The sequence below is a fragment of the Pseudomonas sp. PDM22 genome (assembly GCF_014851965.1).
Lineage (GTDB): Bacteria > Pseudomonadota > Gammaproteobacteria > Pseudomonadales > Pseudomonadaceae > Pseudomonas.
This window is the reverse complement of sequence record NZ_JACVAR010000006.1, coordinates 155,117-169,300: the sequence shown is the minus strand read 5'-3', so window position 1 is coordinate 169,300 and position 14,184 is coordinate 155,117. Positions and strand designations below refer to the sequence as shown.

Annotated in this window: 14 protein-coding genes; 11 read left to right on the top strand and 3 right to left on the bottom strand. The window is 65.9% G+C overall.

All coding sequences use genetic code 11. From position 1 onward, the window contains the following. Nucleotides 1-17: 17 nt before the first annotated feature. A complete protein-coding gene (locus tag IB255_RS21425) occupies nucleotides 18-1,091 on the top strand; it encodes an amidohydrolase family protein (protein ID WP_192210827.1) in 1,074 nt (357 codons plus the stop codon). Nucleotides 1,092-1,125: 34 nt separating this feature from the next. Continuing rightward, on the top strand, nucleotides 1,126-2,355 hold the full coding sequence (locus IB255_RS21420; RefSeq protein WP_081516714.1) for an NADH:flavin oxidoreductase/NADH oxidase family protein: 1,230 nt from the start codon (nucleotides 1,126-1,128) through the stop codon (nucleotides 2,353-2,355). Nucleotides 2,356-2,362: 7 nt separating this feature from the next. Here IB255_RS21420 and IB255_RS21415 read toward each other — a convergent pair whose 3' ends face one another. Both IB255_RS21415 and IB255_RS21410 read right to left on the bottom strand, forming a co-directional pair. Then, entirely contained in the window at nucleotides 2,363-3,010 is a 648-nt protein-coding gene (locus IB255_RS21415; RefSeq protein ID WP_081517059.1) for a TetR/AcrR family transcriptional regulator, read from the bottom strand. A gap of 64 nt (nucleotides 3,011-3,074) precedes the next feature. Further along, nucleotides 3,075-4,655, bottom strand: coding sequence for a bifunctional 3-(3-hydroxy-phenyl)propionate/3-hydroxycinnamic acid hydroxylase (locus IB255_RS21410; protein WP_081516715.1), 1,581 nt, complete (start codon nucleotides 4,653-4,655; stop codon nucleotides 3,075-3,077). 264 nt (nucleotides 4,656-4,919) lie between these two features. Here IB255_RS21410 and IB255_RS21405 point away from each other — a divergent pair, with 264 nt between their 5' ends. Then, on the top strand, nucleotides 4,920-5,681 hold the full coding sequence (locus tag IB255_RS21405) for a DUF599 domain-containing protein (protein WP_045207986.1): 762 nt from the start codon (nucleotides 4,920-4,922) through the stop codon (nucleotides 5,679-5,681). 66 nt (nucleotides 5,682-5,747) lie between these two features. On the opposite strand, the gene IB255_RS21400 is transcribed toward IB255_RS21405, so the two are convergent. Continuing rightward, entirely contained in the window at nucleotides 5,748-5,969 is a 222-nt protein-coding gene (locus IB255_RS21400; RefSeq protein WP_081516716.1) for a hypothetical protein, read from the bottom strand. Between the two features lie 161 nt (nucleotides 5,970-6,130). Between IB255_RS21400 and IB255_RS21395 the strand changes: the two genes are divergently transcribed. The 8 genes from IB255_RS21395 to IB255_RS21360 all read left to right on the top strand — a co-directional run bounded on the left by IB255_RS21395 (nucleotide 6,131) and on the right by IB255_RS21360 (nucleotide 14,181). Continuing rightward, entirely contained in the window at nucleotides 6,131-6,604 is a 474-nt protein-coding gene (locus IB255_RS21395; RefSeq protein WP_081516717.1) for a PaaI family thioesterase, read from the top strand. Next, nucleotides 6,601-7,047: a PaaI family thioesterase gene (locus tag IB255_RS21390; RefSeq protein ID WP_081516718.1), complete on the top strand. Its 447-nt coding sequence runs from the start codon at nucleotides 6,601-6,603 to the stop codon at nucleotides 7,045-7,047. The genes IB255_RS21395 and IB255_RS21390 overlap by 4 nt, the downstream gene beginning before the upstream one ends. Further along, nucleotides 7,048-8,292, top strand: coding sequence for an MFS transporter (locus IB255_RS21385; protein WP_192210826.1), 1,245 nt, complete (start codon nucleotides 7,048-7,050; stop codon nucleotides 8,290-8,292). A 130-nt stretch (nucleotides 8,293-8,422) separates the two neighbouring features. Next, a complete protein-coding gene (htpG, locus tag IB255_RS21380) occupies nucleotides 8,423-10,321 on the top strand; it encodes a molecular chaperone HtpG (protein WP_151186689.1) in 1,899 nt (632 codons plus the stop codon). Nucleotides 10,322-10,493: 172 nt separating this feature from the next. Continuing rightward, complete coding sequence (locus tag IB255_RS21375; protein ID WP_192210825.1) at nucleotides 10,494-11,564, top strand: SMI1/KNR4 family protein; 1,071 nt, start codon at nucleotides 10,494-10,496, stop codon at nucleotides 11,562-11,564. Nucleotides 11,565-11,566: 2 nt separating this feature from the next. Further along, nucleotides 11,567-12,757: a DUF4303 domain-containing protein gene (locus IB255_RS21370; protein ID WP_192210824.1), complete on the top strand. Its 1,191-nt coding sequence runs from the start codon at nucleotides 11,567-11,569 to the stop codon at nucleotides 12,755-12,757. A 58-nt stretch (nucleotides 12,758-12,815) separates the two neighbouring features. Beyond that, the gene (locus IB255_RS21365) at nucleotides 12,816-13,307 is read left to right on the top strand and encodes a YfbM family protein (protein ID WP_168190473.1); all 492 of its coding nucleotides are present in this window, start codon (nucleotides 12,816-12,818) and stop codon (nucleotides 13,305-13,307) included. 142 nt (nucleotides 13,308-13,449) lie between these two features. After that, nucleotides 13,450-14,181 carry a dienelactone hydrolase family protein gene (locus tag IB255_RS21360; RefSeq protein WP_081516724.1) on the top strand — a complete coding sequence of 244 codons (732 nt, stop codon included), beginning with the start codon at nucleotides 13,450-13,452 and terminating at the stop codon, nucleotides 14,179-14,181. The last annotated feature ends 3 nt before the right edge of the window (nucleotides 14,182-14,184 follow it).

Genomic DNA, 14,184 nt, shown 5'->3' with positions numbered 1-14,184 from the left:
ACACAAGGACAACAAGAATGACGATCCAACAAGGTCGAATCGACGTGCACCATCACATCATTCCGCCGGCCTTCGTCGAGGTCATGGCGAAAAAAGGCCTGGACATGGTCGCCGGCGCGCCGCTGCCGAAATGGACGCCGCAGAAGTCCATCGAGGTGATGGACCTCAACGGCATCCAGACCGCCATTACCTCGCTGTCGGCGCCGGGCGTGCATTTCGGCGGAGGAGTGGAGCAGGCCCGCGAGCTGGCGATGCGCTGCAACGACTTCGCCGCGCAGATGCGGGCCGATCATCCGGGGCGCTTCGGCAACTTCGCCGTGCTGCCCACTCCCTTCACCGAAGCGGCCTGTCGCGAGGCCATCCGCGCACTGGACGAGCTGAAGGCCGAAGGCGTGGTGCTGCTGGGCAGCACCGATGGGGTGTTCCTTGGCGACGAGCGTTTCGACGAGCTGATGGCCGAACTGGACCGCCGCGCGGCCATCGTCTTCGTCCACCCGAACATGCACGAAAGCAGCGAGAAGCTGGGCATAGCCGCGCCGGGTTTCCTCGTCGAGTTCCTCTGCGACACCACCCGTGCGGCAGTGAACCTGATCCTCACCGGCACCCTGGAGAAGTACCCGCGCATCCGCTGGGTCCTCGCACACGGCGGCGGCTTCCTGCCCTACGTGGCCTGGCGCGTGTCCCTTGCCAATGCCCTGCCGCAGTTCCAGGACAAGGCCCCGCAGGGGGTGATGACCTACCTCAAGCGCTTCTACTTCGACACCGCGCTGTCGCCGTCGCGTTACTCCATGGCGGCGCTCAAGGAGCTGGTGGAGCCCTCGCAGATTCTCTTCGGCAGCGACTTCCCCTTCGCGTCGGCGCCGGTCACCACCCTGACCTGCCAGACCCTGGAGCAGAACACCCTGTGGTCGGATGCGCAGCGCTACGGGATCAACCGGGGGCACGCGCTGAGCCTGTTCCCGCAGTACCGCGATGCCCGCGAGCAGGTGGTGGCGGCGCCGATCTACAGCGGCGAGTCGTTCGCCAGCCGGATCAAGCGCAGTCTCACCCGTCCGCTGGGCGCCTACGTCGAGCGGGTGCGCAGCCGTTGAGCCAGGTCCCAGTGATTAACGGAGAAGCGATCCCATGAGCACCCTGTTCGAACCGTTGCGCCTGCCCAACGGACAGGTGATCCGCAACCGCATCGCCAAGGCGGCGATGGAAGAAAACCTCGCCGATGCCGACCACGCGCCTGGCGAAACGCTGCTGCGCCTTTACCAGCGGTGGGCCGAAGGCGGGGCCGGGCTGATCATCACCGGCAACGTGATGGTCGACCGCCGCGCGCTGACCGGCCCGGCCGGAGTAGTGCTGGAGAATGACCGCCTGCTACCGCGTTTTCGTCGCTGGGCCGAGGTCTGTCGCAGCCGGGGCGCGCAGGCCTGGATGCAGGTCAACCATCCGGGCCGCCAACTGATGGCCGACCTTGGCCAGCAAGCCCTCGGGCCATCGGCTATCGCCGTGGACATTCCCGGTTTGAAGGGCGTCTTCGCGCAGCCGCGTGCCTTGTCCGGCGCGGAAATCGACGGGCTGATCCAGCGCTACCTGAACACCGCTCTGCTGGCTGAGAGCGCCGGGTTCACTGGCGTGCAGGTACATGCCGCGCATGGCTACCTGTTCAGCCAGTTCCTCTCTCCGCTGAGCAATCAGCGCAAGGACGACTGGGGCGGTAGCCTGGAGAACCGCGCGCGTATCCTGTTGCGCACGGTGGAGGCGATCCGCGAGCGGGTGGCTCCGGAATTCTGCGTGGCGGTGAAGCTCAACTCCGCCGATTTCCAGCGCGGCGGTTTCGAGGCGCGGGACGCCGAGGCCGTGGTGCGTCTGCTCAACGAGCGCGGCGTGGACCTGGTCGAGCTGTCCGGCGGCAGCTACGAAAGCCCGGCGATGCAGGGGCAGACTCGCGACGGCAGCACACTGGCGCGGGAGGCCAACTTCCTCGAGTTCGCCGAGCGTATCGCCGCGACGGCACGCATGCCGCTGATGGTCACCGGTGGCATTCGCCGGCGCGAAGTCGCCGAACGCGCCCTGCAGGGCCCGGTGGCGATGGTGGGGATGGCCACGGCCCTGGCAGTCGATCCCACGCTGCCACGGCGCTGGCAGGCCGGCGAGGGCGCACAGGTCGAACCGATAGTCGTGGCGTGGAAGAACAAGGCCTTCGCCGCCGTGGCGACCCAGTCGGTAGTGAAGAAGCAACTGACATTGCTCAGCCAGGGCCGCCCGACCAACCCGCGCACTTCGCCACTGCTGGCGCTGATCGGCAACCAGCTGAAGCTGCGCAAGCTGTCGCGCCGCTACCGGCTCTGGGTCGCTCAGGCCTGAGGCGCGTTCAGTCGCCCTGCGGCAAGGGCAGGGCGGCTAGCTTCGCCGCCCTGGCGGGAGTGGCGCCGAGAGCGCGCAGGACCATCTCGCTGAGCAGGATGTCCTGGCCCTCCGGCGCCCGGCTCTCGAGGCTGGCGCGGATGGCTCCGGTGGCGCAGGCAAGCACCAGGTCCAGGGCGACATCTTCGTTCGCGTAGTTGAAGACGCCTTCGGCCTGCCCGCCGCGCAGGTCGTCGCGAACATGGTTGGCCAGCGTCGAATGCATGGCCTGGTCATAGTGGATCACCCGCAGTAGCGCGCTGGCCCATTGCGGGTCGGCCTGTGCGTGCAGGACGAACATGCGCACGCCAATGGCCAGTCGCCGGGCACCGCTGGAAATGCCGGCGCTGAGCTGGGTGATGGTCTCGGAGAAGTCGCCGGCCAGCGAGATGCCCACGGCCTCGGCCAGCTCCTCGCGGGTCTTGAAGTAGTTGTAGATGGTGCCGGTGGAGACCTGTGCCTCGGCGGCCAGATCCTGGAACACCGTGGCCGCGATGTCCTGCCGGGCGAACACCCGCAGCGCCGCATCGAGCAGTCCCTGGCGGGTGCGGGCGCGCTTCTTGTGGCCGCGGGTGAGGGGTTCGCTGTGGTCTTCGCGGGGCTGGCGGTCGGTCATGGCGATCATTCGTCTGCGGGGCTGCGGCGATGATACGGGATGCCCATGGCCAACCGGTACCCGCTCATGCCCGCAGCAGCGCCTGGCAATGGCGCAGCAACTCGGCGGCCTGCTCGGGCCGGCCCTGATGCATGATGATGCGGTCCGGGCGCACCACCACCAGCGTCGGATCAGGCCAGGGCGCGAGCAGTGATCCGTCGAGGGTTTCGGCGAGATCCACGCGGCTGTCGTCGCGGGCATGGACGATCTGCAGGAAGCTGCCTCCCAGTTCCAGCCATTGCTGCTGTTGCGCAGCGTCGAGCCACTGGCGCGGGTCGGTGCCCAGGCCGACCAGTTGCAGGCGATCGCCCAGCAACCGGTCACTCAGGCAGATACGTCCGGCGTTGCGCACCCAGCCCTGGGGGAACAGCCCGCCGCTGACCAGTCGCGCCTGCCGCGGGCTGCGCACGAACAGGCCGCGGCGGAAGCGGTGCTTGGGCTTGATGTCCAGCTCCTCGAAGTGCCGCCGCGCCGCCGGGATCAGCCTCAGTGCCTTCATCAGGCCGTGGATCAGGGCGGCGGCCAGGGCATTGCCGGGCATGACCAGGCGACCCATGAGCTTGGCCAGGTCGATCATCTCCCGCGCGTGGGGCTGGCGCTCCTGATCGTAGCTGTCGAGTATCCGCGGCGAGGCGCGTTCCTGGAGTACCCAGGAGAGCTTCCAGGCCAGGTTGGCCACGTCGCGCAAGCCGGCCACCAGCCCCTGGCCGACGAAGGGCGGAGTGATGTGCGCGGCATCGCCGACGAGGAAAATCCGACCCTGCTGGAAGCGTTCGCAGCAGCGGGCGTGGAAGCGATAGACCGCCTGGCGCTCGATGGTCAGGTGCTGCGGCTCGATCCAGGGCGCCAGCAGGCTGCGGATGCGCTCCTGGTCTTCCATTTCGTCGCGGGTTTCGCCGGGGCGGAGCATGAACTCCCAGCGCTCGCGGCCGCCGGGGGCGGGCATGTGCGGTGTCGGCCGGCGGTGGTCGCAGAGGAATTCGACGTGGTCGATGGCCTTTCCCTGGCGTGAGCCGGCATCGACGATCAGCCAGTCCTCGGAATAGCTCTGGCCGTTGAATTCCTGGCCGATCAACCCGCGTACCCGCGAGCTTGCGCCGTCCGCGCCGACCAAATAGCGGCAACGTACATGGTGCTGCACACCGGCTCCGTCAAGCAGGGTGGCGCTGACGCCGCAGTCGTTCTGGGTGAACTCCTGCAATTCCAGGCCTCCCCGGCAGCGCAGATTCTCGTAGTGCCGGGCCTGTCGGCGCATCGCCTGCTCGAGGTCCGGTTGGTAGAAGGTCACCAGTTTGTGGTGGCCGTCGATGCGGCCGCTGGTGTTGGCCTGGCCGAACTGGCCGACGATGGGGCAGTGCATCTTCACCTGGGGGATGACCACGGTTTCGAACGCGTCTTCCTCCAGCCCGGCGAGCTGGAGGATGCGCAGCGCTTCGTTGTCCAGGGCGATGGCGCGCGGCATGGGCAGGATGTCATGGGCCTTGTCGATCACCAGGGCGTCCACGCCATAGCGGCCGAGCAGGGCAGCCAGCGTCGCGCCGACCGGGCCATTGCCGATCACCAGGACATCGACCGATTCGGGAAGGAGCTCATTGTTGTTATGCATTGGGAGATCCGCAGCCAGAAGTGGGCCCGGATTCTTGCTGATCCGGGTGAGGCGGAATCTAACAAAAATGACGAGTACGTCAATATTGGCTTTTTATTCAGAAATTCTTCCGATCTGATCGGGTCCCTGGACAGGCAATGTCGATGGCGGGGCGCAGCGGAGGAGGGCGTTGCCCTGGGAAGCGGAAATCGTGTCTTGAGGGTAGGATCTGGCGTCTATCGGCTGCGTACTGACTTCATCCCGTCTCGAATCGCAAGGAAATCCATGACCGACGTCGTCGACCTGTTCGACATCCAGTATTTCTGGAACCTGCTCGCCATCCTCTGGTTCCTCTTCTGCTGGATCGGCTACACCCGCTATGCCAAGACCAAGGCCCGCGACACCGCGTGCCTGGCCAGCGTGCTGCACCTCTACCGCCAGGACTGGATGCGCCGCGTGCTGCTGCGTGACAACCGTGTGGCGGACGCCAGCGTGATCGGCAACCTGGAGCGCAACGCCTCGTTCTTCGCCTCCAGCACCCTGATCATCCTCGCCGGCATCCTTACCCTGCTGGGCTCCGCCGAGCGCACGATCTCCGTGCTGGCCGACCTGCCCTTTGTCACGGCGCCAACCCGTGGCCTGTCGGAGTTGAAGCTGCTGTGCCTGGCGGTGGTGTTCGTCTACGCCTTCTTCACCTTCAGCTGGTGCATGCGCCAGTACAACTTCGCGGCGGTGCTGATCGGCTCCGCGCCCATGGTGGGGGAGCGCAACGTCGGCGAGCTGGAGCGCAAGTCCTTCGCCGAGCGGGCGGCGCGCGTGGTGTCGCTGGCGGCGCATCAGTTCAACCAGGGGCTGCGGACCTATTACTTTGCCCTGGCCATGCTCGCCTGGTTCATCAACCCGTGGATCTTCATGCTGGTGACGGCGGGCGTGGTGGGCGTGCTGTACCAGCGCGAATTCCACTCCAGCGTGCTCCACGTGATGGTTTACACGCCGACGCTGCAGGGCGACGCGCCACGGGACAATGACATTCCCCCTAGCGGTTGACCGGCAAACGACAGAAACGACAAGGCCCGCATAGTGCGGGCCTTGTTTTGTGCGGCAAAAGCGCTGTTATTGCTGCTTCTGCTCGCCGGCGGGCTCCTGCGGCGCGGTGGTCGGGGCAGCCGGAGCAGCCGGGGCGGCTTCAGGTGCCGGCGGGGTGGTCGGCGCCGGAGTTGCCGGCTGCTCGGTCGCGGCGGGTGCGGCCGGCGCTTTCGGCTCTTCTTTCTTGTCGCAGGCGGCAAGGCCGAGACCGGCAACGATCAGCAGAGCGAAGGGAAGGGTTTTTTTCATGCGGAGCCTCCATGTGCGGCTTTCCTGGTGTTAGCCCTTTGAACAGAGGTTGTGTGAATTAGTTCAACGAATATTCCGCAGGCCCTGTAATCCATCACTGCAGGAGTGACAACGCACGGGGTATGATGCGGCCCCGTGCAGTCAATCGGTCGACCCCTCCCATGTCCGAAAACCCACTCCTGGAGCGTGCCCAACGCTTCCTGTCGGCGCTGCGCCACTGCCAGTTGCTGGGCATCAGCGCACACGCGGCGGACGCTTCCGGCCTGACCCTGCGGCTTCCCTACAGCGAGGCCATCGTCGGCAATCCGGAGACTGGCGTGATCCACGGCGGCGCCATCACCACGCTGATGGACACCACCTGCGGCATCTCCACCGTCTGCGTGCTGCCGCAATTCGAGATATGCCCGACCCTGGACCTGCGCATCGACTACATGCACCCGGCGCAACCGCACAAGGACGTCTACGGGTTCGCCGAATGCTACCGGGTCACTCCGAACATCATCTTCACCCGCGGCTATGCCTACCAGGACGACCCCTCGGAGCCCATCGCCCACGTGGTCGGCACCTTCATGCGCATGGGCAAGGCGGTGTCCGCCGGCGCCGTGAAGCGTGACGTCGAGGGGGGCCAGGGATGAGCGCGGTGAACATCGAAGCGATGGTGCGTGCGGCGCACGAGAGCAAGAACTACGACCCGCTGCTGGACATGATTCCCTACGCCAGGCTGCTGGGCATCCGCTGCCTGCGCCTGGGCGACGACGCGATCTTCCACCTGCCGGCCAACCCGGACAACATCGGCAACCCGACGCTGCCGGCCCTGCATGGCGGGGTGATCGCCGGCTTCATGGAACAATCGGCGCTGCTGCACCTGCTGATGTTCATGGGCATCCCGCACATGCCCAAGATCATCGACTTCTCCATCGATTACCTGCGCGCCGGGCACTTCCGCGATACCTACGCGCAGTGCCAGGTCTGGCGCCAGGGCCGGCGCGTGGCCAACGTCGCCATCACCGCCTGGCAGACCACCCGCACCGAGCCCATCGCCACCGCCCGCGCGCACTTCAAGGTCGACGGCGCCTGAATGGACACGCTGCTGATCCTGCTCGGCCTGCTGCTGATCCTCGCCGGGTACGTCTGGCTCATCGCCCGCGCCTTCGAGCGCAGCCTGTTCTGGGGGCTTGCCAGCCTGCTGCCGCCGCTGGCAGTGCTGTTCGTGCTGATTCACTGGCGCCACGCGCGCAGTGCCGTCGCTCTCGGTGGGCTGGGCTGCATTCCGCTGGTGGTCGGCCTGACCCTGCTGGCCAGCCACGACAGCGCGCGCCTGGAGGCCATTCTGCGCTTCGAATGGCTCAAGCCTGAACCGGTCGTGCAGCCTGAACTGGCCATCGACCTGCGTGGCGAGCTCAACGGCAAGCCGTTCGTGCCCGAGCAGGCCGAGTTCATCGACGGCGTGCTCAGCCTGCGCGAAGGGCAGGATTTCTATGCCCATCGCGAAGTCCAGGTGCGCCTGGCGGCGCCGGTCAGCGGCCCGCTCCGGCTGGATGTGCTGCCCGACGACAAGGGCCGCCTGCCGGAAATCGAAGTCAGTTGGCTCGCCCCGGGCCAGGACCTGCCCGAGGCGGTGCGCCTGCAACGCGGCTACAGCCTGCACCTGGACCTGACGCCCAAGGCCCCCAACCGCATGGAAGGCGTCTTCCACCTGGTGCTGCCGGCCGAGATGCGCACCACGCTGTCCGGCACCATCGAAGTCTTCACCGACCGCCTGCGCTACATAGGCGGTGAGGTGGATACCCGCTTCGACTCCCGCGACACCCTGCGCCACGTCCTGCAGGACTACCTGCAGCGCCGTTTTGCCCGGCGTGACGTCGCCATCAGTCGGATACCGACCCTGGATCCCCAGCGGGCTTCCCAGGAGGTCCCGTTGACCGTCGAGATGGACGGGCAGGCGCAGGACCTGCAGGTGAAGCTGGAGAAGAGCCCGACGCGCGGCTGGGGTGTGCACGGTGACCACTATCCGCGATTGAAGGCGGCCAGCGTCTCCGCGGCACCGGTTCCTGCGCCTGCCCCGGTGGCAACGAGCGCCTCGGTGCCGCCGGCGGCGGAAAGCGGTCGCCTGGCGCTGGAGCGGTTGCAGGCCAACCCGCAGCGCTACATCAATCGCAGCATGCGCGTGACCACCGAGCGCGGGCGTACTGCTGAAGGCGTTTTCGTCGGGCTGAATCCCGATGGCCGTGTCGTCATTCGTCGGGTCATCGAGGGGCCGGGCGAGGCCAGCTACACGCTGCGCCCCAGCGAAATCACCGATATCGAGTTGCCGGCGCACTGACCCTCGGCCGGCGCTCTGCCATCGCAGCACCAGGGATTTTTCGCCAACCCCTTGAATTGGTTCGGGAAGCCCCCATCTCGCTGACATCGGCCGCATGACGCGGCATTTGTCATCCTCGGAGCGAGAAACAATGAGCGCGGAGACTCAAAAAGAAACACTGGGCTTCCAGACCGAAGTGAAGCAGCTGCTTCACCTGATGATTCATTCCCTGTATTCGAACAAGGAAATCTTCCTTCGCGAACTGATTTCCAACGCCTCCGACGCCGCCGACAAGCTGCGTTTCGAAGCCCTGGCCAAGCCGGAGCTGCTCGAAGGCGGCGCCGAGCTGAAGATTCGTGTGAGCTTCGACAAGGACGCCAAGACCGTCACCCTCGAAGACAACGGCATCGGCATGAGCCGCGAGGAGGTCATCGCGCACCTGGGCACCATCGCCAAGTCCGGCACCGCCGACTTCCTGAAGAACCTTTCGGGTGACCAGAAGAAGGATTCCCACCTGATCGGCCAGTTCGGCGTGGGCTTCTACAGCGCCTTCATCGTTGCCGACAAGGTGGACGTGTTCACCCGTCGCGCCGGTGCCCCGGCCAGCGAGGGCGTGCACTGGTCGTCCAAAGGCGAGGGCGAGTTCGATGTGGCGAGCATCGACAAGGCCGAACGCGGCACCCGCATCGTCCTGCACCTCAAGGACGGTGAAGACGAGTTCGCCGACGGCTGGCGCCTGCGCAACATCGTCAAGAAGTACTCCGACCACATCGCGCTGCCCATCGAGCTGCCGAAAGAGGCTGCTGGCGAAGACGCCCCGGCTGAGACCGAGTGGGAAGTGGTCAACCGCGCCAGCGCCCTCTGGACCCGTCCGCGCACCGAGGTGAAGGACGAGGAATACCAGGAGTTCTACAAGCACATCGCCCATGACTTCGAGAACCCGCTGACCTGGAGCCACAACAAGGTCGAGGGCAAGCTCGAGTACACCTCGCTGCTCTACGTCCCGGCCCGCGCGCCGTTCGACCTGTACCACCGCGAGGCCCCGCGCGGCCTGAAGCTGTACGTGCAGCGCGTGTTCATCATGGACCAGGCCGACCAGTTCCTGCCGCTGTACCTGCGCTTCATCAAGGGTGTGGTGGACTCCAACGACCTGTCGCTGAACGTCTCCCGCGAGATCCTGCAGTCCGGCCCCATCGTCGACTCGATGAAGTCCGCGCTGACCAAGCGCTCCCTGGACATGCTGGAGAAGCTGGCGAGCAACGACGCCGAAGCCTACAAGGGCTTCTGGAAGAACTTCGGCCAGGTGCTGAAGGAAGGCCCGGCCGAGGACTTCGCCAACAAGGACAAGATCGCCGGCCTGCTGCGCTTCTCTTCCACCAGCGACGAGAGCGGCGAGCAGAGCGTTTCCCTGGCCGACTACATCGGTCGCCTGAAGGAAGGCCAGGACAAGATCTACTACCTCACCGGCGAGAGCTTCGCCCAGGTGAAGAACAGCCCGCACCTGGAAGTCTTCCGCAAGAAAGGCATCGAAGTGCTGCTGCTCACCGACCGCATCGACGAGTGGCTGATGAGCTACCTGCCCGAGTTCGATGGCAAGCAGCTGGTCGACGTCGCCCGTGGCGATCTGGACCTGGGCAGCCTGGACTCCGACGAGGACAAGAAGGCCCAGGAAGAGATCGCCAAGGCCAAAGAGGGCCTGGCAGAACGCCTGAAAGCCGCGCTGGGCGATGAAGTCGCCGAGGTCCGCGTGTCCCACCGCCTGACCGATTCGCCGGCGATCCTCGCCATCGGCGAACAGGACCTGGGCCTGCAGATGCGCCAGATCCTCGAGGCCAGCGGGCAGAAGGTGCCGGAAGCCAAGCCGATCTTCGAGTTCAACCCGGCCCACCCGCTGATCGAGAAGCTCGACGCGGAAGCCGACGAAGAGCGCTTCGGCGAGCTGACCCACATCCTCTTCGACCAGGCCGCCCTGGCCGCGGGGGACAGCCTGAAGGACCCGGCCGCCTACGTGCGCCGCCTGAACAAGCTGCTGGTGGAGCTTTCCGCCTAACCCTCTGCGAGGGTTGGAACAGACGCCACGATTTCAGTGCTGGAATCGTGGCGTTTTTCATTGCGCAGGACTGTCAAGGACCGCTGCAAGGATATGCCGATGCAGGCCATCAAACGCTCGGCAAGCTGACTCGGCGCAAGCACGAAATGCTGCGCCCCCAAGGGAGAATGGAATGACGCAACCTGTCGCAAGAACTACCGGGGCCTTCGAAGGCTTCGATCTTGAAGGCTTCTGGGACGATGGCGACTACTCGCTCAGCCACTACACCGAGCCAGCCCCCAGCGACGAACTGATTGCGCAGATCGAGGCGGAGTGCGGCTACCGCTTGCCGGATGCCTACGTGGAGCTGGCGCGCCTGCGCAATGGCGGTGCTGTCGAGCGCTGTTGCTATCCGATGGATGAGCCGACCGGCTGGGCCGAGGATCACATCGCGATCACTGGCCTCTACGCCATCGGGCGCACCGCTACCTATTCGCTGTGCGGTGATCTCGGCTCGGCCTTCATGCGCACCGAATGGGGCTATCCCGACATCGGTATCGGTATCGCCAACACTCCCAGCGCCGGGCACGAGATGATCATGCTCGACTACCGCCAGTGCGGGCGGCAGGGGGAGCCACGGGTAGTGCATGTCGATCAGGAAGCCGACTTTGCGATTACCGAGGTCGCGCCGGACTTCGCGACCTTCATCCGCGGGTTGGTCAGCGAGGATGAGTTCAACGACGACGCCGAAACCCTCGAGGCCGACCTGGCCACGGTGCAGCGCGGCACGCTGTCGCCCATCCTGAGCCGCGCGCTGGAAGCAGCGACGGCCGAGCTACCCGATGGCGAGCTGCGAATCCGCCGCCTGGCCGAACGGATCGTCCGCGCCAAGGGCTTCTTCGCCCTGCATGCCGACGCGGATTCGCATTTGATGTACGACGCCATGTTCTGGCTGTTCTCCCATCTCAAGCTCGCCGAGTCGTACGAAGACTTCCATGACTGCTCCCGGGAGCAGAGCGACTACCGGCGCCCCTGCTACACCCTGATGCTGACCACCAGCTATGTGGCCGACCCCTACGGATTCTGCACCGGCGGCTATGCCCCTGGCTTCCTCAGTGACTGGTGGGAGGCACGGCTCGCCGCCGGCAGCATCGTTCACGTCGAGGGTGGCTACCGCTTCGCGGCGGACTATGCGGCTGTGTTGGTTCGTACCCTGGCGGCGATAGACGAACCGTCAATACAGGTCAGCGCTACCGGAGAGTGAGGATGCCCCCGAAGCAGAAGTTCGACTGGAAGGCCCTGGAAAACGTCGCCGTGGACCATGTGGTGAATGCAGTACGCAAGATTCGCCGTGACCATCCGGACGAGACCGTCTACGGCGCGATGTTCCACGAGTTCTACGGCGACGGCTCGGTGCTCTATTGGCCGATGGTGACGGTCGCTACGGAAGAGGTCCTGGCCCAGGTGGCCGCAGACTACGACGACGATGGCGAGGACCTGCGCTGGTCCGGCCCGGACCTAAGCCAGCACGCCGAGGATCATGGCTTCGAGCCGGGCGACGAGCAGGATCAATGGGCGACGCAGTGTGCCGAGTTCGCGCAAGCCACGGCCAAGGGCAGCTTCAGCGCCTGGGAGGCGGTCTATGACCGCTTCCTGCACTGTTTCCCCCGTGCGGCCAAGCGGGCCCGTGCTCAGTTGCTCAAGGAGGGCCTGGTCGACAGGCACTTCATCGCCGTCGCCACCGATGAAGCGGGCGACCTGGTGCCGCTCAGCCTGACCCGCGCGCAGCTGCTGCGGCACTTCCCGATGTACGACGAGGCCGAGCGCGAACGTGCGCGCATCGCGGCGTTGCCACTGGCGGAACAGGTCGCTGAAGTGGTGCCGCAAGCCGTGCGAGCGGTTGCGCCCGGATCGCTGCTCGGCGAGTACGACGCCCTCGTCCGCGCCCTGGGCGAAGCCGCCATACCGGCGCTGCTCGACGTCGTCGCCGGGCGTAGTGCCGGCGAAGCGTGGCAGGCGAGCATGCTGCTGGCCGAGATCAACCACTCGACGCCCGACGTCATCAGCACGCTGGAAACCGCCCTGTGCAGCGCGGCTTCCAGTGAAAGCGAGCGTGCCTGGGCCGCCTCAGCCCTGGCACGGCTCGACCGCATGGACCTGATTGCCGCGCATCTGAACGGCTTGCCCGCCGAAGTGGCCGCGCGTGGGCTCAGCGCTCCCTACCGCTCCTTCCGCGATCGTGGCAAGCACCAGCCCCTGGACTACCGCCCGCTCGAAGCGGTGCTGGAGCAGCACCCGGCTATTGCGCCAGCAGTCGCCGAGGCTTTGGCGCCTGGCTGTGGCTTCTGCACGCTGCAAGCCGACGAAGTGGTGGCGGCGCAACGGGGGCTGACCTCGAAGTGGGCCTTCATCCGCGAGCATGCCCGCGATGTGCTGGAGGAGTTCGAACAGCAGTGATGCTCACCAGACCAACGCGACAAGCCCTGGAACTTCAACGCACACGGGAAGAATCAACATGGGAATCCAGGCCGTCTATCTGAGCGTGGATGACGCCGCGCTCAAGCGCCTCGGCGAAGCGCCGGCTGAAGAGTTGCTCGATCTGGTCGAAGCGCTCGAGGAAGCAGACTGCCCGCAAGTCGGGCTGGACAAGCTGTGGGATGGCCTGCACTTCCTGCTCACCGGCGTATCGGCCAGTTCGCCGATCGAAGGCAACCCGCTCAGCGAAGCGGTGGTCGGCGTGCAGGTCTTCGATTGCGACGATTTCATTGCCTGCACAAGGAGCGAGGAACTGCCGGCTATCGTCGCTGCGCTCGATACGGTGTCGATCGATGAAGCGCTGGCCGCCGCGGATTTTGCCAGGTTCCGCAAGGCCAAACTCTACCCGAAGATCTGGACGGACGATCCTTCGCAGCTCAAGGCTGAACTGGAAGAAGCCTTCCGGGAACTGCGCGACTTCTATCATGTCTGCGCCACTGAGCAGCGACATGTGCTGGTCAGCATCTACTGAAGGGGCGGGCGCAGCCGAGGCCTTGCACTGTGCCTCCTGCTGCCGCTTGCCCTGAAACAATCACCCACCGAACCCGAGATAGTCGAGTAGGCTTGTTCCCGGTTCTATAGGCATCCCCGGCATTTACCAGAGGACTACCCCGATGAGTCAGATCAGCGTGCAACCCGTCGCCTACAGCGTCGATGGCCAGGCCTTCGAAGGCCAGTTGGTATTCGATGCTTCCAGCACTGCGCCGCGTCCCGGCCTGCTGATGGCGCCGAACTGGATGGGCGTCAGCCAGGGCGCCCTGGACACCGCCCGCAAGGTCGCCGAGCGCGGCTACGTGGTGCTGGTGGCCGACCTCTACGGCAAGGATGTACGTCCCAACGGCCCGGACCAGGCTCTCGCCGCCATGATGCCGCTGAAGAACGACCGCTCGCTGCTGCGTCAACGCATGCAGGGCTCGCTCAAGGCGCTGCTGGAGCAGGCCGGCAAGGCGCCGCTGGACACCGCGAAGCTGGCCACCTTCGGCTTCTGCTTCGGCGGCTGCTGCTCCCTGGAACTGGCCCGCGATGGCGCTCCGGTGGCCGCCGCCGTTTCCTTCCACGGCACCCTGGACACGCCGAACCCGGCGGACGCGAAGAACATCAAGGGCGCGGTGCTGGTCCTCGACGGCGCCATCGACCCGCTGGTGCCGCGCGAGCAGCTGGGCGAGTTCGCCAGGGAAATGACCGCCGCCAATGTCGACTGGGCCCTGACCAGCTACGGCGGCGCCGCGCACTCCTTCACCGACCCGCACGCGCAGGTACCGGGCAAGATGCAGTACGACGCCAAGGTGGCGCGTCGCGCCTTCGCTGCGATGTTCGACCTGCTGGACGAACGCTTCGGCGCCTGACCG

What these genes read in the sequence shown, in the direction of transcription:
- IB255_RS21390 (WP_081516718.1), top strand. Translation starts at nt 6,601, where the DNA reads ATGAGCGCGGTGAACATCGAAGCGATGGTGCGTGCGGCGCACGAGAGC.
- IB255_RS21370 (WP_192210824.1), top strand. Translation starts at nt 11,567, where the DNA reads ATGCCCCCGAAGCAGAAGTTCGACTGGAAGGCCCTGGAAAACGTCGCC.
- IB255_RS21375 (WP_192210825.1), top strand. Translation starts at nt 10,494, where the DNA reads ATGACGCAACCTGTCGCAAGAACTACCGGGGCCTTCGAAGGCTTCGAT.
- IB255_RS21385 (WP_192210826.1), top strand. Translation starts at nt 7,048, where the DNA reads ATGGACACGCTGCTGATCCTGCTCGGCCTGCTGCTGATCCTCGCCGGG.
- IB255_RS21420 (WP_081516714.1), top strand. Translation starts at nt 1,126, where the DNA reads ATGAGCACCCTGTTCGAACCGTTGCGCCTGCCCAACGGACAGGTGATC.
- IB255_RS21415 (WP_081517059.1), bottom strand. Translation starts at nt 3,010, where the DNA reads ATGACCGACCGCCAGCCCCGCGAAGACCACAGCGAACCCCTCACCCGC.
- htpG (WP_151186689.1), top strand. Translation starts at nt 8,423, where the DNA reads ATGAGCGCGGAGACTCAAAAAGAAACACTGGGCTTCCAGACCGAAGTG.
- IB255_RS21365 (WP_168190473.1), top strand. Translation starts at nt 12,816, where the DNA reads ATGGGAATCCAGGCCGTCTATCTGAGCGTGGATGACGCCGCGCTCAAG.
- IB255_RS21360 (WP_081516724.1), top strand. Translation starts at nt 13,450, where the DNA reads ATGAGTCAGATCAGCGTGCAACCCGTCGCCTACAGCGTCGATGGCCAG.
- IB255_RS21425 (WP_192210827.1), top strand. Translation starts at nt 18, where the DNA reads ATGACGATCCAACAAGGTCGAATCGACGTGCACCATCACATCATTCCG.
- IB255_RS21410 (WP_081516715.1), bottom strand. Translation starts at nt 4,655, where the DNA reads ATGCATAACAACAATGAGCTCCTTCCCGAATCGGTCGATGTCCTGGTG.
- IB255_RS21405 (WP_045207986.1), top strand. Translation starts at nt 4,920, where the DNA reads ATGACCGACGTCGTCGACCTGTTCGACATCCAGTATTTCTGGAACCTG.
- IB255_RS21395 (WP_081516717.1), top strand. Translation starts at nt 6,131, where the DNA reads ATGTCCGAAAACCCACTCCTGGAGCGTGCCCAACGCTTCCTGTCGGCG.
- IB255_RS21400 (WP_081516716.1), bottom strand. Translation starts at nt 5,969, where the DNA reads ATGAAAAAAACCCTTCCCTTCGCTCTGCTGATCGTTGCCGGTCTCGGC.